At 65.8% G+C, this 20,143-nt stretch carries 19 protein-coding genes; 13 read left to right on the forward strand and 6 right to left on the reverse strand.

Annotated features, from left to right (window positions below):
• Positions 1 to 867: a protocatechuate 3,4-dioxygenase subunit beta gene (gene pcaH, locus NXY83_RS20340; RefSeq protein ID WP_258803998.1), complete on the reverse strand. Its 867-nt coding sequence runs from the start codon at positions 865 to 867 to the stop codon at positions 1 to 3.
• A gap of 496 nt (positions 868 to 1,363) precedes the next feature.
• Here pcaH and NXY83_RS20345 point away from each other — a divergent pair, with 496 nt between their 5' ends.
• The 4 genes from NXY83_RS20345 to NXY83_RS20360 are packed head-to-tail and all read left to right on the forward strand — an operon-like array spanning position 1,364 to position 6,296.
• Positions 1,364 to 2,890: an ABC transporter substrate-binding protein gene (locus NXY83_RS20345; RefSeq protein ID WP_258806368.1), complete on the forward strand. Its 1,527-nt coding sequence runs from the start codon at positions 1,364 to 1,366 to the stop codon at positions 2,888 to 2,890.
• Between the two features lie 25 nt (positions 2,891 to 2,915).
• Positions 2,916 to 3,857: an ABC transporter permease gene (locus NXY83_RS20350; RefSeq protein ID WP_258803999.1), complete on the forward strand. Its 942-nt coding sequence runs from the start codon at positions 2,916 to 2,918 to the stop codon at positions 3,855 to 3,857.
• Positions 3,850 to 4,680, forward strand: a complete 831-nt coding sequence (locus NXY83_RS20355; protein WP_258804000.1) for an ABC transporter permease — start codon at positions 3,850 to 3,852, stop codon at positions 4,678 to 4,680. The genes NXY83_RS20350 and NXY83_RS20355 overlap by 8 nt, the downstream gene beginning before the upstream one ends.
• On the forward strand, positions 4,677 to 6,296 hold the full coding sequence (locus NXY83_RS20360; RefSeq protein WP_258804001.1) for an ATP-binding cassette domain-containing protein: 1,620 nt from the start codon (positions 4,677 to 4,679) through the stop codon (positions 6,294 to 6,296). The genes NXY83_RS20355 and NXY83_RS20360 overlap by 4 nt, the downstream gene beginning before the upstream one ends.
• Positions 6,297 to 6,346: 50 nt before the next feature.
• Here NXY83_RS20360 and NXY83_RS20365 read toward each other — a convergent pair whose 3' ends face one another.
• Positions 6,347 to 7,423 carry an ATP-dependent DNA ligase gene (locus NXY83_RS20365; RefSeq protein WP_258804002.1) on the reverse strand — a complete coding sequence of 359 codons (1,077 nt, stop codon included), beginning with the start codon at positions 7,421 to 7,423 and terminating at the stop codon, positions 6,347 to 6,349.
• A gap of 64 nt (positions 7,424 to 7,487) precedes the next feature.
• Positions 7,488 to 8,411, reverse strand: a complete 924-nt coding sequence (locus tag NXY83_RS20370) for an AEC family transporter (RefSeq protein WP_258804003.1) — start codon at positions 8,409 to 8,411, stop codon at positions 7,488 to 7,490.
• A 153-nt stretch (positions 8,412 to 8,564) separates the two neighbouring features.
• Here NXY83_RS20370 and NXY83_RS20375 point away from each other — a divergent pair, with 153 nt between their 5' ends.
• Genes NXY83_RS20375 through NXY83_RS20385 form a run of 3 tightly spaced genes read left to right on the forward strand, consistent with a single transcriptional unit; the run spans position 8,565 to position 12,537 of the window.
• Positions 8,565 to 9,581, forward strand: a complete 1,017-nt coding sequence (locus NXY83_RS20375) for a TIGR03885 family FMN-dependent LLM class oxidoreductase (RefSeq protein WP_258804004.1) — start codon at positions 8,565 to 8,567, stop codon at positions 9,579 to 9,581.
• The gene (locus NXY83_RS20380; protein WP_258804005.1) at positions 9,578 to 11,272 is read left to right on the forward strand and encodes an alpha-amylase family protein; all 1,695 of its coding nucleotides are present in this window, start codon (positions 9,578 to 9,580) and stop codon (positions 11,270 to 11,272) included. The genes NXY83_RS20375 and NXY83_RS20380 overlap by 4 nt, the downstream gene beginning before the upstream one ends.
• Positions 11,273 to 11,310: 38 nt before the next feature.
• A complete protein-coding gene (locus NXY83_RS20385; protein WP_258804006.1) occupies positions 11,311 to 12,537 on the forward strand; it encodes a pyridoxal phosphate-dependent aminotransferase in 1,227 nt (408 codons plus the stop codon).
• Here the strand turns inward: NXY83_RS20385 and NXY83_RS20390 are convergent.
• On the reverse strand, positions 12,534 to 12,944 hold the full coding sequence (locus NXY83_RS20390) for a hypothetical protein (protein WP_258804007.1): 411 nt from the start codon (positions 12,942 to 12,944) through the stop codon (positions 12,534 to 12,536). The genes NXY83_RS20385 and NXY83_RS20390 overlap by 4 nt on opposite strands.
• Before the next feature lie 178 nt (positions 12,945 to 13,122).
• Between NXY83_RS20390 and NXY83_RS20395 the strand changes: the two genes are divergently transcribed.
• Complete coding sequence (locus tag NXY83_RS20395) at positions 13,123 to 13,359, forward strand: hypothetical protein (protein ID WP_258804008.1); 237 nt, start codon at positions 13,123 to 13,125, stop codon at positions 13,357 to 13,359.
• A gap of 108 nt (positions 13,360 to 13,467) precedes the next feature.
• Here the strand turns inward: NXY83_RS20395 and NXY83_RS20400 are convergent, their stop codons facing one another.
• On the reverse strand, positions 13,468 to 14,259 hold the full coding sequence (locus tag NXY83_RS20400) for a DUF1932 domain-containing protein (protein ID WP_258804009.1): 792 nt from the start codon (positions 14,257 to 14,259) through the stop codon (positions 13,468 to 13,470).
• Between the two features lie 77 nt (positions 14,260 to 14,336).
• Here NXY83_RS20400 and NXY83_RS20405 point away from each other — a divergent pair, with 77 nt between their 5' ends.
• Positions 14,337 to 15,038 carry a GntR family transcriptional regulator gene (locus tag NXY83_RS20405; RefSeq protein ID WP_258804010.1) on the forward strand — a complete coding sequence of 234 codons (702 nt, stop codon included), beginning with the start codon at positions 14,337 to 14,339 and terminating at the stop codon, positions 15,036 to 15,038.
• 1 nt (position 15,039) lies between these two features.
• Here the strand turns inward: NXY83_RS20405 and ligM are convergent, their stop codons facing one another.
• Entirely contained in the window at positions 15,040 to 16,449 is a 1,410-nt protein-coding gene (gene ligM / locus NXY83_RS20410) for a vanillate/3-O-methylgallate O-demethylase (RefSeq protein ID WP_258804011.1), read from the reverse strand.
• A gap of 171 nt (positions 16,450 to 16,620) precedes the next feature.
• On the opposite strand from ligM, the gene NXY83_RS20415 reads away from it, so the two are divergent.
• From NXY83_RS20415 to NXY83_RS20430, 4 genes are read left to right on the forward strand one after another with little or no spacing between them, the layout of a single operon-like run.
• The gene (locus NXY83_RS20415) at positions 16,621 to 17,352 is read left to right on the forward strand and encodes a PIG-L deacetylase family protein (protein ID WP_258804012.1); all 732 of its coding nucleotides are present in this window, start codon (positions 16,621 to 16,623) and stop codon (positions 17,350 to 17,352) included.
• Complete coding sequence (locus NXY83_RS20420) at positions 17,349 to 18,059, forward strand: 4-carboxy-4-hydroxy-2-oxoadipate aldolase/oxaloacetate decarboxylase (RefSeq protein WP_258804013.1); 711 nt, start codon at positions 17,349 to 17,351, stop codon at positions 18,057 to 18,059. The genes NXY83_RS20415 and NXY83_RS20420 overlap by 4 nt, the downstream gene beginning before the upstream one ends.
• The gene (locus NXY83_RS20425; protein WP_258804014.1) at positions 18,046 to 19,122 is read left to right on the forward strand and encodes a 4-oxalomesaconate tautomerase; all 1,077 of its coding nucleotides are present in this window, start codon (positions 18,046 to 18,048) and stop codon (positions 19,120 to 19,122) included. The genes NXY83_RS20420 and NXY83_RS20425 overlap by 14 nt, the downstream gene beginning before the upstream one ends.
• A gap of 27 nt (positions 19,123 to 19,149) precedes the next feature.
• Positions 19,150 to 20,115, forward strand: coding sequence for a VOC family protein (locus tag NXY83_RS20430; protein ID WP_258804015.1), 966 nt, complete (start codon positions 19,150 to 19,152; stop codon positions 20,113 to 20,115).
• Positions 20,116 to 20,143: the final 28 nt, after the last annotated feature.

Genomic DNA, 20,143 nt, shown 5'->3' on the forward strand with positions numbered 1-20,143 from the left:
TTACTCCTCATCGCCCTCTGCGCCCAGCGCCTCGTTCTCGGTCCAAGTCCGCTTGGGACCTGTCAGGACGATGTCCCAGTTGTAACCCAACGCCCACTCCGGCTCGGTGAGGCTGTGGTCGTAGTTGGCCACCAGCCGGTCGCGGGCGTCCTGGTCCACGATGGTCTGGTAGATCGGATCCAGCGGGAAGAGCTGGTCGCCGGGGAAGTACATCTGGGTGATGATGCGCTGGGTGAACTCGGTGCCGAACAGCGAGAAGTGGATGTGTGCCGGGCGCCAGGCGTTCAGGTGGTTCTTCCACGGGTAGGCGCCGGGCTTGATGGTGGTGAACCGGTAGGAGCCGTCCGGGCCGGTGATGCAGCGGCCAATGCCCGTGAAGTTGGGGTCGATCGGCGCGGGGTGCTGGTCGCGCTTGTGGATGTAGCGGCCCGAGGCGTTGGCCTGCCAGATCTCCACGAGCTGGCCGGCCACGGGGCGGCCGTCACCGTCCAGGACCTTGCCGGCCACGATGATCCGTTCGCCCTGGGGGTCGCCGTTGTGCTGGATGGTCAGGTCGGATTCCAGGGCGTGCACGTCCTGGTGCCCGAAGGCGGGCGAGTACAGTTCGATCGTTTCCGGGTCCGCATGATGCAGGCTCTTGGTGGGGTGGCGCAGGATGCTGCTGCGGTACGGCGGGTAGTCCAGGCGCGGCTGGGTCTCGGCCAGGGCGCCGTCCCTGAGTGCCCGCTTGTAGGCGTCCGCCAGGCCGTTGATTTCTGCGCTGAGGTCCTGCTGTGTTTCCACAGCCCGGTTCAGCGGGGCGTGTCCTGCCTTGGGTTCGGCAGCCGGGACAAGCTCGTCCGCCTGGGCATTAACTTCGTGCAGCACGGCTGGCTCCTTTCTGGGGTAGTAAGTCTTGGTCTTCAGAGACGTGTAACGGTGGAGCGGGGTCACGAGGCCCCGGTGGACTCAGCTCCAAAAGGCTGATAGCCGGCAAGGGCAGCGGGGACCTGCACGATCCCTCGCCGAAGTGCCCCGGCGGGGTGAATGACGGCGTCACGCCGGCACTTGCCAGTCCTGCCACGCCACCGGGTTCCATGTCATTCATGCAACTCCCTTAGTACGGCACCCGGATTGCTGTTGGACGTTGGGCCGTATTGCCGGGTGATGGGTATTACAGTACACCTCATGTTCACGTGGCGCACGCACGTTCGCCATACGAACCAGATGCAGCTGCCCCTTGCTGAGCAGGCATGTCATGGAATTGTCGTTTTAGTGGAAGGAAAGGCTACCCTAAGTCGTCCCAACTTTTATTTCTGCCCTTCCCCACGGCAGCCCTGCAAGGCGGTTTTTTGTGCGTTCGTTCCTCCGTCCCCGTGTCCTGATGGCCGCGGCGGCTGCCCTGACCCTCACCGGCTGCGGCTTCAGCGGCACCCAGGCCCAGTCCACCCAGCCCAGCGCTGCGGCTGATACCAGCCAGCGCATTGTGGTGGATAACTTCCGGGCACCTGTAGCCAACTGGGCCGTCGAGTCCGATGCCGCCTACATCCTGTCCCTGTCCGGTTGCCTGGAAACGCTGACCACGTATAACCAGGCCGAAGGCAAGGTCCTGCCTTCGCTGGCCACCGAGTGGAAGCAGACCTCGCCCCTCGATTGGGACTTCAGCATCCGCCAGGGCGTCAAATTCCAGGACGGCACCGAGCTCACCGCCGAGTCCGTGGTGTCCGCACTGAACCACGTCCTGGACGCAAAGGTCCCCGCCCGGGCCTTCAACCGAACCATGATCAGCAGCGTCACCGCGGTGGATGCGCAGACCGTCCGCGTCAGCACGCCGGCCGAGAACCCGCTGGTTCCGTACCGGCTGGCCAGCGTCAACACCGGCATCCTGGCACCGGCCGCCTACAAGGCCGAGGGCCTGGACCCGTTCGGCCACTGCACCGGGCCCTTCACCCCCGTCTCGGAAAAGGCCAAGCAGTCCCTCACCCTGGACCGCAACGAGAACTACTGGGGCGGCGACGTGCAGCTCGCCGGAGCCGAGATCCGCTTCATCACCAACGGCGCCACCCGTGCCGCGCAGGTGCAGACCGGCGAAGCAGACATCTCGCTGTCCATCCCCGTCGCCAGCCTCGCGGCGCTGAAGGCGGACGACGGCGTTTCCGTGCTGGGTGCCGATTCCCCCCGCACTGCCACGCTCTACATGAACAACGGCCGCGCTCCGCTGGACAATGTTGACGTCCGCAGGGCGGTCCGGGAGGCCCTCGACCTGGACGCCCTCGCTGCCAGCGTCTACGAAGGTGCCGCCCTCCCGGCCACCGGGCCCTTCGCGCCCTCCGAACCCTGGGCGGGCGAAAAGCAGGAGAAGCAGCAGCAGGACCTTGAGGAAGCCCGCAGGCTGCTCGCCGGCGCCGGCTACACCGCCGACCGCCCGCTGGAAATCATCGCCATTGTGGAACGCGCCGAATTCGCCGACGTTGCCGCCGTCGTCCAGGAAAACCTCAAGAACATCGGCATCCCTGTCACCATCCAGTCCAAGGAATACGCCTCAGCGGAACCGGATGTCCTGGCAGGAAACTATGACATGCTGCTTAGCCAGCGGAACCGTCTGATCGACATCGCGGACCCCATCGGGTTCCTCACCGCCGATTACACGTGCAAAGGCACCTACAACCTGAGCCACTTCTGCGACCCTGAGTACGACCGGATCGTCGCAGAGGCCGCCAAGACCGTTGACACCAACGAGCGCTACAAGCTGTACGCCGAGGCAGGCCAGATTCTCCAGGACAAGGCGGTCAACGCCTGGCTCGTGAACGAACAGTCAACGGACGCGATCCGCACCAACGTCCTCTCCTACGTCCAGGACCCGCTGTCCCGCTACGTCCTGACAGCGAAGACGGGCAAGGCCGCGTCCTAGTCCAGCTCTCCGAAACCCGCCGCGAATGCTGCAGTTCATCACCAAACGGACGGCCACCCTGGTGGCCGCCGTTGTGGTGTCCTCTTTCGCGGTCTTCCTGATCCCGTACTTCACGCCGGGCGACCCGGTGCGGAAGATCATCCGGTCGCGGGTGGCGGGGGACGCCGTCGACGAGTCCGCGGTGCAGGGCCTCAGCGAGAGCCTTGGCCTGAACGATCCCCTGGCGGTCCAGTACTTCCGTTGGCTGGGGGACTTCTTCAGCGGTGACATGGGGCTGTCCTTCGTCAGCCGCACGCCCGTGGTGGAGCAGGTGCTTCCCGCGCTCTCGGTCACGCTCAGCCTGGTCACCATGGCGCTGGTCCTGGCCGCGGCCATATCGCTCCCGCTCGGAATCGTCGCCGGACTGCGGCCGGGGAGCACCGCGGACAAGGCCATCACCGCCGTCACCCAGGCCCTGATCGCCATGCCGGAATACTGGGTGGCTCCCGTGCTGGTGCTTGTCTTTGCCCTGAAGCTGTCCGTGCTGCCCACGGCCGGATGGAACGATCTCTCGTCCGCCGTCCTGCCCGCCCTGACGCTCGCCCTGCGTCCCATCAGCTTCTTCACGTCGGCCCTACGGGCCGGCATCCTGGACGCTGCGGCCGCGGAGCACGTGCCGGCAGCCCGCGCCAGGGGACTCAGCCAGGGCCAGGCCATCCTGCACCACGTGGTGCCGAACGGACTGGTGCCGCTCTCCACCCTGTTCGCCGTATGGTTCGCGGGCCTGCTGGGGGGATCGGTCATTGTGGAGGTCATTTTCGCCGTGCCCGGCATGGGGAGGCTGCTCTTCGACGCCGTCGTCAACAGCGACATTCCGCTCGCCCAGGGCGGCGTGGTTGTGGTGGTGGCACTCGCCGTCGGCGTGACCACCCTGGCGGACTTCGTGCACCGGTTCCTCAGCCGAACGGTTGGAGCATCCCTTGCGTAAACGGTTCAACGTCACCACCCTGGCCGCGGCCGTGCTTGCCCTCATTGTGCTGGCGGTGCTGTTGGCCCCGTGGATCTCGCCCTACCCGCCGGCTGAGCAGAACCTGGCGGAACGCCTGGCACCACCCTCCGCCGGGCACTGGCTGGGAACTGACAACCTGGGCCGGGACACCCTCAGCCGGATCCTCGAAGGCGGCCGGTTCTCCATGTCGGTGGCAGCGCTGGCCACGGTGCTGACCTGCCTTCTGGGTGTGGGGATCGGCATCCTCAGCGCCAGGCGGCGGGGCTGGGTGGATGAATTCCTCACCCGCACCAATGATGTCCTGCTCGCCCTGCCGGAAATGGTGGTGGCGCTGTTCATCGTGGCAGCGCTGGGCACGGGCTTCGGTCCGCTGCTGCTCGCGCTCGTGGTCACCGGCTGGACGCCCTTTGCCCGGCTTGCCCGCACCCTGGCGTATGACGTCTCGGCCAGGGGCTTCGTGGACGCTGCCCGCGTGGTGGGCTGTACGCCGCGGTTCATCATCTTCCGGCACGTCCTCCCGCACCTTGCAGCCCCGATCCTTGGCCAGGCGACGCTGCGGTTCGGACACCTGCTCATCAGCGTTGGCGCCCTCTCCTACCTGGGCCTGGGCGTCCAGCCGCCGCAGTCGGACTGGGGCTCCATGCTGGCGGCAGCGCAACCGTTCGCCGACCGCGCCCCGCTGGGAATCCTCGCCCCGGGCCTGGTCATTTTCACGGTTGCGCTCTGCGTGACCCTGATTGGCCAGCGGGCAGCCCACATGGCAGCCGCGCCGCTGCTCATGCCGCAGGTGGCCGAAAAATGAGCCCCGCGGACACACGCCTGGTTTTGGACGGCCTGGAGGTGAGCCACAAGGTCCCCGGCGGTGAAATTCACGGCAAGCCCCTGCTGTCCGGTGTCTCCCTGTCCGTGGAGCCCGGTGAATTCGTGGCCCTGGTGGGCAGTTCCGGTTCCGGCAAGACGCTTACCGCAATGTCCTGCCTGCAGCTGCTGCCGCCCAGCCTGGGCATCACCGGCGGTTCCATCCGGCTCGGAGACCTGGATCTGACCCGCGCCTCCGAGCACCAGCTCAACTCGGTGCGCGGCGGCAGGCTGGGGATGCTGTTCCAGCAGCCCAAGCGCATGTTCAACCCGAACCGGACCATCGAACAGCACCTCAAGGAACCGCTCCGTCTTCATGCCGGCCTTCGCGGTTCCAAGGCGCGCAGCAAGGCACTGGAGCTGCTCGAGGAGGTGGGTTTCGGGGATCCCGGGAAAGGGATCCGGGCCTATCCGCACCAGCTTTCCGGCGGGATGGCGCAGCGTGCCATGACCGCCCTGGCCCTGGCCGGACAGCCCGGGATGCTGCTGGCGGACGAGCCGACGTCGGCGCTGGACAAGGTGCTGGAACGGCAGATCCTGCAGCTGCTGGACAGGGAACGCCGGGAACGCGGTTTGGGCATTCTCTACATCACGCACAACATCGCTTCAGTGGCCGCCTACGCGGACCGGGTGCTTGTCATGAAATCCGGCAGCATCGCGGAGGCGGGTGCGGCCGGTGAGCTCCTTGCCCGGCCCAAGACCGCCTACACCCGAGAGCTGCTTGCCGCCGCGCGGCTGGCGCCGGAGTCCCGCCGTCGTCCGCCCTCCAGGGAGCGCGACATCCTTGTGCTGGACCGCGTAGGCAAGCACTTCGGGTCACGGCGGACGCTGGGCCATGCGGCATTGCAGGACGTTTCGCTGACCCTTAAACGTGGGGAGATCCTCGGCGTGTTGGGCCAGTCGGGGTCCGGCAAGAGCACCCTGGCCAAGGCAATCGTGGGCCTGGAAACGGCCAACACTGGAACCATTACCCGGCAGCTGGACGGCGCAGGCCCCCAACGGCCCACGGCCGTGCAGCTGGTGTTCCAGGAACCGCACGGTGCTTTTGACCCGCGGATGACACTGCGCACCAGCCTGCAGGCGCCACTGCGGCTGCAGGGAGGAATAACACCCGCGCAACGTGACGAACGCATAGCGGCCGCCATGAAGGAGGTGGAGCTGGACGCCGGCCTGCTGGACAAATGCCCCGGCCAATGTTCCGGCGGGCAGCTTCAAAGGGCCACCATCGCCCGCGCCCTCCTCCTGGACCCGCAGGTCCTGATCTGTGACGAGGCCACCTCCGCCCTGGACGCACTCACGCAACGGACCATCCTGAACCTGCTGCTGCGCCTGCAGCGGGAGCACAATCTGTCCCTGATCGTCATCTCCCATGACATGGACGTGGTCCGGTACATGTGCGACAGGGTCGCCGTCCTGCTGGAGGGGCGCGTGGTCGAAGTGGCGGAGACCAAGGACTTCTTCGCCGCGCCTCAGCACGCGCACAGCAAGGCGCTGGTCGAAGCCTCGATTCCTTGCCGCGCCGAGGGGCTGTGGAGTGTCCTGGAGACTGCAAAGCCCTAGGCGGGCAGCGCGCTCGGGCTGGTACCCCGGCAGGCAACAGGCCGCCCGGGCTATGGCCTGCCGGTCTCCAGCACCGAAGCGAGGTCGAAGTTGACGGGCTCCTCGAGCTGGGCGTAGGTGCATGATTCCGGATCCCGGTCCGGCCGCCAGCGGTTGAACTGTGCCGTGTGGCGGAACCGGTCGCCTTCCATGTGGTCGTACCGGACCTCCACTACCAGTTCCGGCCGCAGCGGCACGAAGGACAGGTCCTTACCCGCGCTCCAGCGGCTGCCCTCGGCGTTGCGCGGTGTCCGTTCACCTTCCTCCTGCTTGGCCCACGCCCACGGGTGTTCCTCAAAATCCGTGACCAGCGGCTGGAGCTGTTCGTACAGTTCCTTGCGCCGCTTCATGGGAAAGGCGCCGATCACGCCCACGCTCGCCAGGCCGCCGTCGTCCTTGTACAGGCCCAGCAGCAGCGACCCGATAGTGTCCGGGCCACTCTTGTGGACGCGGTAGCCGGCCACCACGCAGTCGGCGGTGCGCTCGTGCTTGACCTTGAACATCACACGTTTGTCCGGCTGGTAGGCACCGCCCAGGGGTTTTGCCACGATCCCGTCCAGGCCCGCGCCCTCGAACTGCTTGAACCATTGGCCGGCAATGTCCTTGTCGGTGGTGGCCGCCGTGAGGTGGACCGGGGCCTTGCTCGCTGCGAGCGCCCTTTCAAGCGCCGCGCGCCGTTCAGCGAAGGGCTTGCCCGTGTAGTCGTCGTCGCCCAGCGCCAGGAGGTCGAAGGCCACGAATGAGGCCGGTGTCTGCCCGGCCAGGAGCTTCACCCGGCTGGCCGCGGGGTGGATGCGCTGCTGCAGTGCGTCGAAATCCAGCCGGTCCCCGGACGCCCCCACCAGCACAATCTCGCCGTCAATCACGCACCTAGCCGGGAGGTTCTCCTTGAGCGCCGCCACAAGCTCGGGAAAGTAGCGGGTCATGGGTTTTTCGTTGCGGCTGCCGATTTCCAGGTCCTCGCCGTCCCGGAAAATGATGGACCGGAAGCCGTCCCACTTGGGCTCGTAGCTGAGGTCCCCCTCGGGGATTCCGCTGACGGACTTTGCGAGCATGGGCGGCACGGGCGGCATCACGGGAAGTTCCATGTGCCCATTCTTGCCCGGCAGGCGCCGGACACGTAACCCCCGTGCCTCCTGCCGCGACGGACGCTCAGCGGGCCAGCAGCCAAACGATGAGGACCAGCGCGGGCGCGGCGGCGGCCGTCGAGAGGAGGCTGGTTTCCCTCGCCACCGCCACCCCGCGGCCGTACTTGCTCGCGAAGAGGAACACGTTCTGGGCCGAGGGCAGCGCCGCCATCAGCACCACGCCCAGGAGCATTTGCTGGTCCAGGTTGAACAGGAAGCGTCCGACGACGAACGCCAGGGCCGGCATCACCGCGGACTTCAGTGCGGTGGCAGTAATGATTTCGGCAGTATGCCCGCCGCTTTTCAGCATCCGCGTCCCGTGCAGCGACATGCCGAAAGCCAGCAGCACCACCGGCACGGCTGCGCCGCCCAGGAGTGTCAGCGGTGCCATTACCGGACCGGGCAGCTCCACATTGAACGCGGCCAGGACCACACCCAGGAGGGATGCGATGATCATGGGGTTCCGGAACGGCTGGGTGAGCATAAGCCGGGGCGAGAAACGGCCGGCCGCCGAAAGGTCCAGCAGGGTCAGGACCAGCGGCGCCAGCAGGAGCAGCTGGACCAGCAGCACCGGCGCCACGGGGGTTGCGTCGCCCAGGGCATAGAGCGTGATGGGGATGCCGATGTTGTTTGCGTTGACATACGAACTTGCCATGGCGCCGATGGCTGTTTCCGCAAGCGGGCGGCGGAACCACAGGCGGCTGACGGTGACGTACAGCAGGGCGGTGGCGGCGGCCGTGATCAGCGCGAGCGGCACGTAGGCGGAAAACACCACCGAGAGGTCCGATTCCAGCACCACCGTAAAGAGCAGCACCGGGTTGGTGATGAAGAAGGCAGTCCGGGTCAGCGCCGAAACGGTGGGCTCGCCGCCCAACCCGCACCGCGCGGCAATGTATCCCACAGCGATGACGACGCCGATCACCGCCAGCCCGACCAGCACGCCGCCCATGTGAGACACTTCCTTCCCGTCCTGCTGCCTCCTGCAACATCGACAGGAATGCAGTACTACAAGTTCCAAACTTATCCGACAAGTGGACTGCAGACCCACCGCGGCGCCGGTGCCCCCTCGACACGGCACCATCGCGGACGGTAGAGGTTAACGATGGTTACTGTCGGCTTCCACGCCTCACATGAACAGATCAGTCCCGGCCAGTTGCTCAAGGACGTCCAGCGCGCGGAGCGTGCAGGCTTTGATGCCGCCATGTGTTCGGACCACATCGAGCCCTGGTCAGCACGCCAGGGCCATTCGGGCTTCGCCTGGTCCTGGCTGGGGGCTGCCCTGGCCACCACTGGCCTGCGGTTCGGCGTGGTGACGGCCCCGGGCCAGCGCTACCACCCCGCCATCATCGCGCACGCCTCCGCGACCCTTTCCAGCATGTTCCCGGGCCGGTTCTGGTTCGCACCCGGCAGCGGCGAGAACATGAACGAGCACATTACCGGGGACGCCTGGCCGCCCAAGGACATACGGCAGCGCAGACTGGAGGAATGCGTGGACGTGATCCGCCGGCTGCACCGGGGCGAGGAGGTCACCCACCGTGGCCTGGTCACCGTGGAGCAGGCCAGGATATGGGACGTCCCCGACTCCCCGCCCCCGCTGATCGCGCCGGCCATCAGCGTGGACACGGCCCGCAGGGCCGCCGGCTGGGCGGACGGCCTGGTCACAGTCAACCAGCCCGCCGCGAAGCTTCAGGACGTGCTGGCCGCCTACCGGGACAACGGCGGACAAGGAAAGGCAGTGCTGCAGGTCCACCTGTCCTGGGCTCCCCGCGAAGAGGCCGCTGCAGCAGTGGCGCTGGACCAGTGGCGGACCAACACCTTCGATCCCCCCATCCCTTGGGACCTGCCTACAGCCGGGCATTTCGACGGCGTGGGCGAGCACGTGCGCGAGGAGCAGGTCCGCACCACCGTGAACGTTTCCTCAAGCCTCGACCAGCACGCGGAGTGGCTGGCCGGGTATGCCGGGCTGGGCTTCGATGAGCTGTACCTGCACTACGTGGGACAGGAGCAGGCGCCCTTTATCGACGCATTCGCCGCGGAGGTCCTCCCGCAGCTGCGCACCCCCGCCGTGCCGCAGCTTGCCGGAGCTTCGGCCGAGTCCGCGTCGGAGACCGCGGTATGAGGATCGCCGAGACCTCCGACCTGTGGTGGAAGAACGCGGTCATCTACTGCCTGGACGTGGAGACATTCTTTGACGACGACGGCGACGGCACAGGCGACTTCGCGGGCCTCACGCAGCGCGTGGACTACCTGGCCGCGCTGGGCGTGACGTGTATCTGGCTCATGCCCTTCTACCCCTCACCGGACCGGGACGACGGCTACGACGTGACGGACTTCTTCACCGTGGACCCGCGGCTGGGCACCCTGGGGGACGTGGTGGAGTTCATTCGGGCCGCGAAGGACCGTGGCATGCGCGTCATCGCCGACTTCGTGGTCAACCACACTTCGGACCAGCACCCGTGGTTCATCGAGGCACGGAAATCGACGGACAACCCCTACCGGGACTTCTACGTCTGGCGGAGCGACACTCCTCCGAACACGTCATCGGAAGTGGTGTTTCCGGGCGAAGAGGACTCCCTGTGGACCAAGGACGACGCCACCGGGGAATGGTACCTGCACATGTTCGCCGGGCATCAGCCGGACCTGAACGTCACCAACCCCGCCGTACGGAACGAAATCGCCAAGGCCATGGGCCTGTGGCTTGAACTCGGCCTGGATGGCTTCCGGCTGGACGCTGTGCCCTTCTTCCTGGAAACCCGGGGCCAGCCCAAGGACGAGGCCGCCAGGCTGGATCCCCACGGTTACCTCACGGCACTGCGCAGTTTCGTAAGCCGCCGCAACGGGAGCGCCATCCTGCTGGGAGAGGTGAACCTGCCCTACAAGGAACAGGTGGAGTACTTCGGCGGGCCGGACGGCGACGAACTCAACATGCAGTTCGACTTCATGTCCATGCAGTACATCTACCTCTCCATGGCCCGCCAGGACGCCAGGCCGCTGGCCGAGACGCTCAAGAGCCGCCCGCCCATCCACCCGGACAACCAGTGGGCCATGTTCGTGCGCAACCATGACGAACTCACCCTGGACAAACTCAGTGAGGGTGAGCGCGGCGAGGTCTTCGCCGCCTTCGGGCCGGAGAAAAACATGCAAATCTACGGGCGGGGCCTGCGCAGGCGGCTGCCCCCGATGCTTGGCGGCGATGCAGCGCGCCTCCGGATGATGTACTCGCTGATGTTCGCCCTGCCCGGGACTCCCGTGCTGTTTTACGGGGAGGAAATTGGCATGGGCGAGGACCTCCGGCAAAAGGGCCGATCTGCCGTGCGCACGCCCATGCAGTGGGACGACGAGCCGAACGGCGGCTTTTCCACGGCCAAGGCATCGGAGCTTGTGGCACCGCTGGCAAGGGGCGAATACAGCCCGGAGCACGTCAACGCCACAGCCGCCAAGCGGGATCCGGACTCCCTGTTCAACTTCATGGCCACCCTGATCCGCCGCTACCGGGAGTGCGCGGAGCTGGGCTGGGGCGAATTCGCCCTCATTGACCAGCCCGAGCCTGCGGTCTTCGCACACACCTGCAGCACGGACGGCGCGGCGCTGGTGCTCCTCCACAACTTCGGGGAGGAGCCCGTGAAGGTCAGCGGTTCACTGAATCCTGAGAATGGGCAGCGGAATGCATTCAAGGACGCCATCCTGCTGGACCTGTTCGACGGCGACAACGTACCCATGGAGCCCGACGGCAGCTTTACCGTGCAGCTGGGACGCTACGGGTACCGCTGGTACCGCCTGCACCGGAAAGGCGACCGGCTGGCACCGTAACCGGCCCCCCGCCGTCGTCCTTTGTGAAAAGATCAACCATGCGCGCCATGCAACACTCCAGCAAACTGCAGAACGTCCGGTATGAACTCCGCGGTCCCATCCTCCAGGCTGCCAAAAACATGGAGGCCGAGGGGCACCGGATCCTCAAGATGAACCTCGGGGACACCGCTCCGTTCGGACTGGAAACGCCGGAGTCCGTGGTGGTGGACATGATCCACCACCTGCGTGGCGCCCAGGGGTACAGCGATTCCAAGGGAATCTTCTCGGCCCGGACCGCCATCTCGCAGTACTACCAGACCCGTGGCCTGATGCAGATCGGCGTGGAGGACATCTTCATCGGCAATGGCGTCAGCGAGCTGATCTCCATGTGCCTGCAGGCGTTCATGGAGAACGGCGACGAAATCCTGGTTCCGGCGCCCGATTACCCGCTGTGGACCGCCGCAGTCACCCTGACCGGCGGCACACCGGTGCACTACCTCTGTGACGAGTCCGACAACTGGTGGCCGGACCTGTCCGACGTGGAAGCAAAGATCACCAGCCGCACCAAGGGGATCGTGATCATCAATCCCAACAACCCCACAGGGGCGGTATACCCCCGCCACGTGCTGGAACAGTTCGCCTCGCTGGCCCGGAAGCACAACCTGGTCCTGTTCTCGGACGAGATATACGAGAAAGTGCTCTATGAGGACGCCCGGCACATTCATACCGCTTCCGTGGCCGAGGATGTTTGCTGCCTGACATTCAGCGGGTTGTCCAAGGCCTACCGCATGCCGGGCTACCGGGCCGGCTGGGTGGCCGTCACCGGACCGCTTGCTGCAACCGCCGCCTACCGGGAGGGCCTGGAATTGCTGGCCTCCCTGCGGCTGTGCCCGAACGTCCCTGCCCAGCACGCCATTCAGACCTGCCTGGGTGGCTACCAAAGCATCGAGGCACTGGTGCGGCCGGGCGGCCGGCTGCGCGAACAGCGGGACCTCGCGTTCAAGCTGCTGACCGCCATCCCGGGCGTCACGTGCGTACCGGCGTCAGGGGCCATGTACCTGTTCCCCCGCCTGGACCCGGAGCTCTACCCGATCACCAGCGATGAGCAGTTTGTCCTGGACCTCCTCCAGGAACAGAAGATCCTGGTCTCCCACGGCTCGGCATTCAACTGGCCCACGCCGGACCACTTCCGGTTCGTGATACTGCCGTCGGTACTGGACATCGAGGAGGCAGTAGGCCGGATCTCCACGTTCCTCGCGGGGTACCGCAGCCGCCAGGCAGCCTAGCCGGAGCGCTGCCTCACGGCATTGGCCGACTGCACCAGGCGATCGGCCTCAGCCACGATCAGCTCCCCGGTCGGGGCGGAAACCGTAACGCTGCGCCGGCCCTCCTGCTCCTGGTTCCGGATTCCCACCGCGAGGGCGCTCATCAGTTCGGCGTCTTCCGACGTGGCCAGGTCACTTCCGATGAGCTGGACCAGCACCTTCAGCCCGGCCAGGCGGCGCTGCGGATCCGCCTCGTTAAGGGCCGAGTCGATGGCCCATTGTGCGCGTCTCCACCACTGGTCCCGCCGGTCTGCCCGGTCCCGCTGCCGGTAGGCCAGGAAGGCCACCAGCACCACGCCGAACGTTGCCAGCGGCGCAAGCGATGCCGCACCCAGCACGGCCGCCCAGATCCCTTGCACGATCTCCATGGCACTACCTTAGGGGCCGCAGCGTCCCGCCCCCGGGACAACTGCCGTGCCGGAGAAACAAGGACGGCTCGAAGAACTAACCGTTACCTAACCGTGCGGAAACCAGCACGCAACATTGCCCGCCCACACTGGTAGTGCAGGCAAGAGCCGGCACCAGCTCCAGCCAGGAGGCCCCGCCATGTTGAAGAAAGCGACCACGCATGTAACCAGAATCCGCGCGCTGGACCAGCTCCACCGCGGTGATGAAATCGAAGCCCGGCTTTCCGTGGGGCCTTCCTACGACGATGTGGTGGTCCGCCGCGGCAGCGTCCAGGAAACAGCACCCGGCATCGGCGTTGTATGGATCCTGGACCGGATCACAGGCCTGCGGAAAGCAATCAATACGGACGAATGCAGCGTCTGGCGGGTTGCCTGAAGCTGGTTCTGCGCGCCAAGGCCCGGGCGGTACGCGTGCAGGCAGTCCAGTGCGGGTGTAGTCAGTAAGGACTGCCCGCGGGACAACCGCCAGCCACCGGGCATTGGGTCAGGCAGGATCCTGCCGCGAAAGCGAACGCAACCACTCAATGGCGCCGTCCGTCATTGGATGCGGGGTACCCAGCATTTCCAGGAAGGACCGCGCATCCCGCATTTCCGCCTCACGGCGCAGCGCATGCAGGCTCGTGCCCTGGAGTATCCGTGCCACCTGCTCATGGCCGGACGGACCGAGCTCTGACGCAATCTGCTCAATGATCCAGTCTTCCGCTCCTGCTGCCCGGGCTGCGAAGACTGATTCGAAGACCGAGGCGGCCAGGCCCTTCATAAAGACGCTGCGCAGCAACTTCAGCCCCGCTGCGGCGCCGGCCCCACCGTCCGCAACAGTGGCAGGGATACCCCAGGACGTGAATATCGCCAGAAGACGGTCGGTGCCGGTGCCGCTCAGCACCACGGGGGTCTCGAGCCGGGCACGGGGAACCGGCGCGAGGATGGCGACGTCAACGAACGCGATGGCGCAGTCTTCGGCCCGGAGCGCGAGCCGCTGCTTTTCGGCCGGGCTGGCAGTATTCATGTCGGCGTAAATCGCCATTGGTTGCATCGCAGGCAGGGCTTCCCGGAGAACGGTCCCGGCTTCGCCGGCACCCACCAGGCTCAGTACCAGGTCAGCTCCGGAAACTGCCTGGCCGGTACTGCTTGCCCCGCCGACCCGGTCGGGCAGGACAGGAACGTACGGATCGACCGCGGTGACCGGGATCCCCCGCCGGGCAAGGTCTGCCGCATAGATGGTTCCGGCTTCCCCGAGACCTAAAACGGTAACGCGCATGGGGATTCTTCCCTCCATTGCTCCTAAGATTGTAAACAAAATGGGTTACCCGGACCGGGCGCCCAACAGTTGGCGATTCTGGGAGTTGAACGGACATGTCCCCGGTACCTGACGGGCATTCACCTGCGGCGGAAGCGGAAGCCGGCGTGGACCCGACGGTCACTGACATCATTCGTGAGGCGATCGTCCGGGGTGAGTACGCCCCCAACCAGCGGCTCATAGAGGCAGACCTCAGTGCTGCGTTTTCCGCCAGCCGCGCCACGGTCCGCACCGCGCTGCTCGAGCTTGCGGGCGAAGGCCTGGTGGAACGGCTGCCAAACCGCGGATCCCGGGTACGGGCCGTTCCGGTGGAGGAGGCAATCGAGATCCTTGAGGTGCGGATCGGTGTTGAGGGCCTGTGCGCCGCGAAGACGGCCGCAAGCATTTCCGACGACGATATAGCGGCCTTCCATCGCCTGCGTTCCCGCATGATCGAAGCGGTCTCCGAAGGCGACCTCGTCGAATACTCGCGCCTGAACCAGTACCTCGACGTGCGGATCCGCGAGCTGAGCCGGCATGCCACCGCCTCCGAGGTGCTGTCCCGGTTGCACGCGCAGAGCGTCAGGCACCAGTTCAAACTGTCGTCGCGGCCTCAGCGGGCCAAAGTCTCCGTGCTGGAGCATATCGCGATCATCGACGCCGTCGTGGCCCGTGACCCGGAAGCCGCCGAGCGCGCCGTTCGCAGCCACCTGCTGAGCGTCATCGACGCGCTTCGCGATCTTTCCTCCCCGGGCCACGGAACAGCAGCGTTCCACTGAATTACGTGGCAGCGCCGGCCGTTCGCCAGCCCCCGTGGTACTCCGTCCGGGCGGTGACAGCGTACGGCACCGGGCTCACTACGGCGCGCACCCTGAACTGCTCGTGGGGTTCCACGGTGGTCTTGCCGGTTCCGCCGTCCGGCTCGCCCCAGATCACATTAACTTCCGTGCCGATGTCGACATTGGGGTCCACCGTCGCCAGGGACAGCCCGCGCCGCTCATTGGCGGAAACCCCGGTAAAGAGCGAGAGTCCCACTCCCCTGCCGTCGGCGTCCACCACAGAGTCGTAGTTGGACGAGCCGTAGTTGGCGTTTGGCATGTCGAAGAACTGGTATCCCAAGCTGTCGCGGTCCAGGAATGACGCCCAGATCCTCGCCAGGTCTTCGTCGTTCCAGGCCAAAGTCACCTTTTTGCGCTGCCTGGCAGGATCGACCCCTTCGAGGGCTTCACGTCCAATGAAGTCATGGTCGAACTTTACGAACGAGCCGTAGCCCAGCTCCCACGGCGTTAAGTAGTAGTCCTCGATGTTCTGCGAGACGAAGGAGCCGGCGAGCGCGTTGATCGCTTCGTAGCTCGTTGCTGGAAGCCATTCCCGGTAGGTCCGTTCAGCTTCGCTGCTGTAGATCGCGGGAAGCGGCGACGGTATCCAGCCCGATTCAAGGGTGTTTGATGAGTAGGCCCGCGACCCGCAGGGCTCGATGCCGAACTCGGCACCGGCGTCGAGTATGGCATCACGGATCTTGCCGTGCTGGCTGTACGGTCCCCACAGCTCCAGCCCCGGGGCGCCCGCCATTCCGTGGCGCAACGTGCGCACTTGTTCCCCGGCGATGCCGAGGTGGCCCATGTGGAAAAATTTCACCTGCTCAAGTTTTCCGTTGTTAAGTTTCTCGATGATTTGCCAGGCGTTCGGGCCCTGGATCTGGAAGCGGTAGAACTCACGCTGGACTGCCTGCCCATAGGGCCGCGACGGTGACCTGTCATCGTAGGTGCACTCGATGTCGTACCCGCCCGTCTCAGCGTGGAACTGCAGCCAGTTCGCAGCGGGAGCCCGCCCGACGTAGACGAATTCGTGTTCTGCCAGGTGGAAAAGAATGCCGTCGCCGATCACACCGCCGTTGGACGCCGTCGGAACGAACTGCTTGGCCGTGTTGAGGGGAAAGTTCGAAAAACTGTTGATCCCGGTGTCCGAGAGGAGCTTAAGGGCGTCCGGGCCGCGCATAAAGAAGTTCACCATGTGGTGGGACTGGTCGTACAGGACGGCGGTCTCGCGCCAGGCACGCTGTTCACGGCGCCAGTTCGTGAACTCGGCCGGGACCACCGGGTAGATGTAGGCGCCAAGCTGGGAGTTGCGCAAAAGTTCGACGGTACTGCCTGCCCCGTCGAGCACATCCTGCAGGGACTTCTGGGCCATCAGGTTTTCTCCTTCGGTTGCCCGTCTCGGGAGTAAAAAACCGGTACCAGGATTGGTAACAAAATTGTAGCCGACGCCTTGACCCGGGTGCCAGAGAGTGGTTGTCTGGCACTGTGGCGCTGCCCGCTTCAGGAAGCGGCGGATGCAATGCGATCCGGGAAGGACCTGGTCATGGCCAATGGAGGCACTGTGCTGGTCGTGAGCGCACACGCCGGCGACTTCGTCTGGCGGGCCGGCGGTGCCATCGCCGCCGCTACCGCCCGGGGTGACCGCGCCGTCGTCGTCTGCCTCTCCTATGGCGAGCGTGGCGAATCCGCAAGCCAATGGCTTGCCGGAAAGGGGCTGGACGAGATCAAGGAGCTGCGGCGGGAAGAGGCCGAGGCCGCCGCGGACGCCCTCGGTGCCGACATCGAATTCCTTGATGCCGGCGATTATCCGCTGATGCCAAGCCGGGAACTGCTGGACCAGCTGGTGCGGATCTACCGGCGGGTCCAGCCCACCGTTGTCCTGACGCACCCGCTGCTGGACCCGTACAACGGCGACCACCCGGCCGCCGCGAAACTGGCGATCGAGGCCAGGATCCTCGCCCAGGCGATCGGCTACGACGCCCCCGGCGAGGTGCTCGGCGCACCGCCGGTGTTCTTCTTCGAGCCGCACCAGCCCGAACAGTGCGGCTTCAAGCCCGACGTCCTGTTGGACATCACCTCCTCCTTCCCGGCCAAGGAGAAGGCTATGAAGTGCCTGCCGGCCCAGCAGCATATGTGGGACTACTACACGTCGCTCGCGGTGCGCCGCGGCGTCCAGGTCAAGCGCAACGCCGGCCCGAACCTCGGCCTGCCGGTGGACACCAAGGGAGAGGCCTACATGCGCTACTACCCCCAAGTCACCAAGGTCCTGGAATGAAAACAGTTGTGGTGACGGACGTGGAGCGGGCAGATGCTTCCTCCATCGAGAGGCTTGCAGCACATGGCGTGGCAACCGTCCACGAGGCCATGGGGCGGACCGGACTGCTGGGCGCCTCGCTGCGGCCCATCCAGAGCGGCGTCCGCATTGCCGGTTCCGCCGTTACCGTCCTGTGCTGGCCGGGAGACAACCTCATGATCCATGCTGCGGTGGAACAGTGCCGCGAGGGCGACGTGCTGGTTGTGACTACGGCGTCCCCGTCCCTTGATGGTTCGTTCGGTGAACTGTTCGCGACCGCGCTGCAGCACCGCGGGGTCCGCGGACTCGTGACAACCGGCGGGGTCCGGGATGTAGCTGATCTGCGGGCTATGGGCTTCCCGGTGTGGTCCGCAGCAGTCAACGCGCAGGGCACTGTCAAGGCCACCGCAGGCTCGGTAAATGTTCCCATCACCGTGGGCAGCGCCGTCGTCTCCGCCGGCGACGTGATCATCGCCGACGACGACGGTGCGCTGTGCGTGCCGCGCCGCTACGTCCAGGCCGTCCTTGGCGCCGCGGACGCGAGGGTCAGGAAAGAGGCGGAGTCCCGCGCGGCATACCTTGCCGGCGAGTTGAGCCTGGACCGGAACCAGCTTCGGGGCATCCTCAACGAACTTGGCGTCCGCTACGTCAGCGCCGCGGAATATGAGGCGGACAATGGCAGCAGTTGAGGGCATCCCCTGCCTCTACATGCGTGCGGGGACATCCAAAGGTGCGTTCTTCCTCGCGTCGGACCTCCCGGATGATCCCGGCGACCGGGACAACCTGCTCCTGCGGATCATGGGAACCCCGGACCCACGGCAGATCGACGGCCTTGGCGGCGCGCACCCCCTGACGACCAAGGTCGCCGTCATTTCACCGTCCGGCGACGGCGCCGATGTGAACTATCTTTTCCTCCAGTTGGGCGTGGACACCGCCTTTGTCACCGACCGGCAGAACTGCGGGAACATCCTCGCCGGGGTTGGCCCGTTCGCCGTTGAACGCGGCCTCGTTGCAGCAGCCGAAGGTCATACCGAGGTGCGCATCAGGATGGTCAACACGGACAGCATCGCCACCGCCCGCTTCGCCACTCCCGGCGGTGCCGTGGACTATGACGGCGACCTTCGGATCGACGGCGTCCCGGGCACCGCAGGTGCCATCCGGCTCAACTTCGAAGGCACGGCAGGCTCCTCGACGGGGGCGCTGTTCCCCACCGGCCGGGTGCTTGACCATGTGGCAGGGATGGAGGTGACGTGCGTCGACAACGGAATGCCGAGCGTTCTGGTGCGGGCGTCCGACCTCGGAGCAAGTGGCAACGAATCCCCCGCAGACCTCGAGGGCGACGCCGGCCTGGCGGACCGGCTCGGCGAGCTCAGGCTCTCGGCCGCCAAGCTGATGGGCATGGGAGACGTCACCCGGGACACCGTGCCGAAGCTTGTACTGCTGTCAGCCCCGGAAGCGGGCGGGACCATCAGTACCAGAAGCTTCCTGCCGGTGCGGGTCCACACGTCGATCGGTGTGCTCGGGGCGCTCACGGTCGGGGCGGGAGTGCTCCCTGAGGGTACGGTTGGCCACGGCCTTGCCGAACTCCCCCCACCCGGCGCCCCCTTGCGCATAGAGCACCCTACCGGGCATTTCGATGTCGACGTTGCGGTGGAACCAAGCTCAGACGGGCTGGCAGTTACCCGTGCCGCCGCCCTCCGCACGGCGCGAAAAATTTTTGACGGGTACGTTTTCCCGCGCCCGCGGTTATGATGACGGCCCTTTAGAGAGGACAAGCGCATGACCGAGCACACCTCCTTCGACATAGCCCACGTAGGGAACGTGGAACTGCTGACCCCTGACTTCGAAAAGAGCCTGTGGTTCTTCCGCGACCTGCTCGCCATGCGTGTGGTGGCTGAATCCGATGAAGCCGGGAGAACATCGGTGTACTTGCGGACCTGGGACGAATATCAGCTCTACACGGTAAAACTCACGGCATCCACCGACGCCGGTGTTGGCCGGACCACGTTCCGGACCACAAGCCAGGAGGCGCTCCAGCGCCGCGTAGCGGCCATCGAAGCTACGGGACTTGGCATCGGCTGGGTGGACGGCGAGGTTGGCACGGGTCCTGCCTACGCCTTCCGGGATCCCGACGGGCATGACCTGGCCATCTACTATGAAACCGAACGATACGTGGCCACTGACGATAAACCCGCCCTGAAAAACCAGGCTTCCGCCTTTCCCGGGCGAGGAGTCAACGCCCGGCGGCTGGACCACGTAAATTTCCTCGCCAGGGACGTGCTGGCAAACGGCGAATTTGTCGCTGCTGCGCTGCGGGGACGCGAAAGCGAGCGCATCAAGCTCGACGACGGCGGTTATGCCGCATGGTGGTTCCACTTCAACAACAAGTCCTACGACATCGTCTACTCGGACGACTGGCTAAAGCACGGCAACCGGCTCCACCACGTTGCCTTCGCCCCTGATACCCGGGAGGACATCCTGAAGGCGGCCGACATCTTTCTCGAGAACGGAATCCACATCGAGTCCGGCCCGCACAAGCATGCCATCAACCAGACCTTTTTCCTGTACGTCTGGGAGCCGGGCGGTAACCGCATCGAACTCGCCAATGCCGGTGCCCGTCTACTCCTGGACCCCGACTCGCCCGTAGTGGAGTGGACGCAGGAAGAGCGCAAAAAAGGGCAGGCCTGGGGCATGAAAACCATCGAAACGTTCCACACCCATGGAACTCCCGTCGTCCGGCAGTGACGACATAAGAAACCCGCAGTACCCACAG

Source organism: Pseudarthrobacter sp. NS4 (assembly GCF_024758005.1).
Taxonomy (GTDB): Bacteria; Actinomycetota; Actinomycetes; order Actinomycetales; family Micrococcaceae; genus Arthrobacter.

What these genes read in the sequence shown, in the direction of transcription:
- NXY83_RS20430 (WP_258804015.1), top strand. Translation starts at nt 19,150, where the DNA reads ATGACCGAGCACACCTCCTTCGACATAGCCCACGTAGGGAACGTGGAA.
- NXY83_RS20405 (WP_258804010.1), top strand. Translation starts at nt 14,337, where the DNA reads ATGTCCCCGGTACCTGACGGGCATTCACCTGCGGCGGAAGCGGAAGCC.
- NXY83_RS20385 (WP_258804006.1), top strand. Translation starts at nt 11,311, where the DNA reads ATGCGCGCCATGCAACACTCCAGCAAACTGCAGAACGTCCGGTATGAA.
- NXY83_RS20425 (WP_258804014.1), top strand. Translation starts at nt 18,046, where the DNA reads ATGGCAGCAGTTGAGGGCATCCCCTGCCTCTACATGCGTGCGGGGACA.
- NXY83_RS20400 (WP_258804009.1), bottom strand. Translation starts at nt 14,259, where the DNA reads ATGGAGGGAAGAATCCCCATGCGCGTTACCGTTTTAGGTCTCGGGGAA.
- NXY83_RS20345 (WP_258806368.1), top strand. Translation starts at nt 1,364, where the DNA reads ATGGCCGCGGCGGCTGCCCTGACCCTCACCGGCTGCGGCTTCAGCGGC.
- NXY83_RS20360 (WP_258804001.1), top strand. Translation starts at nt 4,677, where the DNA reads ATGAGCCCCGCGGACACACGCCTGGTTTTGGACGGCCTGGAGGTGAGC.
- ligM (WP_258804011.1), bottom strand. Translation starts at nt 16,449, where the DNA reads ATGGCCCAGAAGTCCCTGCAGGATGTGCTCGACGGGGCAGGCAGTACC.
- NXY83_RS20420 (WP_258804013.1), top strand. Translation starts at nt 17,349, where the DNA reads ATGAAAACAGTTGTGGTGACGGACGTGGAGCGGGCAGATGCTTCCTCC.
- NXY83_RS20375 (WP_258804004.1), top strand. Translation starts at nt 8,565, where the DNA reads ATGGTTACTGTCGGCTTCCACGCCTCACATGAACAGATCAGTCCCGGC.
- NXY83_RS20380 (WP_258804005.1), top strand. Translation starts at nt 9,578, where the DNA reads ATGAGGATCGCCGAGACCTCCGACCTGTGGTGGAAGAACGCGGTCATC.
- NXY83_RS20415 (WP_258804012.1), top strand. Translation starts at nt 16,621, where the DNA reads ATGGCCAATGGAGGCACTGTGCTGGTCGTGAGCGCACACGCCGGCGAC.
- NXY83_RS20365 (WP_258804002.1), bottom strand. Translation starts at nt 7,423, where the DNA reads ATGGAACTTCCCGTGATGCCGCCCGTGCCGCCCATGCTCGCAAAGTCC.
- NXY83_RS20370 (WP_258804003.1), bottom strand. Translation starts at nt 8,411, where the DNA reads ATGGGCGGCGTGCTGGTCGGGCTGGCGGTGATCGGCGTCGTCATCGCT.
- NXY83_RS20395 (WP_258804008.1), top strand. Translation starts at nt 13,123, where the DNA reads ATGTTGAAGAAAGCGACCACGCATGTAACCAGAATCCGCGCGCTGGAC.
- NXY83_RS20350 (WP_258803999.1), top strand. Translation starts at nt 2,916, where the DNA reads ATGCTGCAGTTCATCACCAAACGGACGGCCACCCTGGTGGCCGCCGTT.
- NXY83_RS20390 (WP_258804007.1), bottom strand. Translation starts at nt 12,944, where the DNA reads ATGGAGATCGTGCAAGGGATCTGGGCGGCCGTGCTGGGTGCGGCATCG.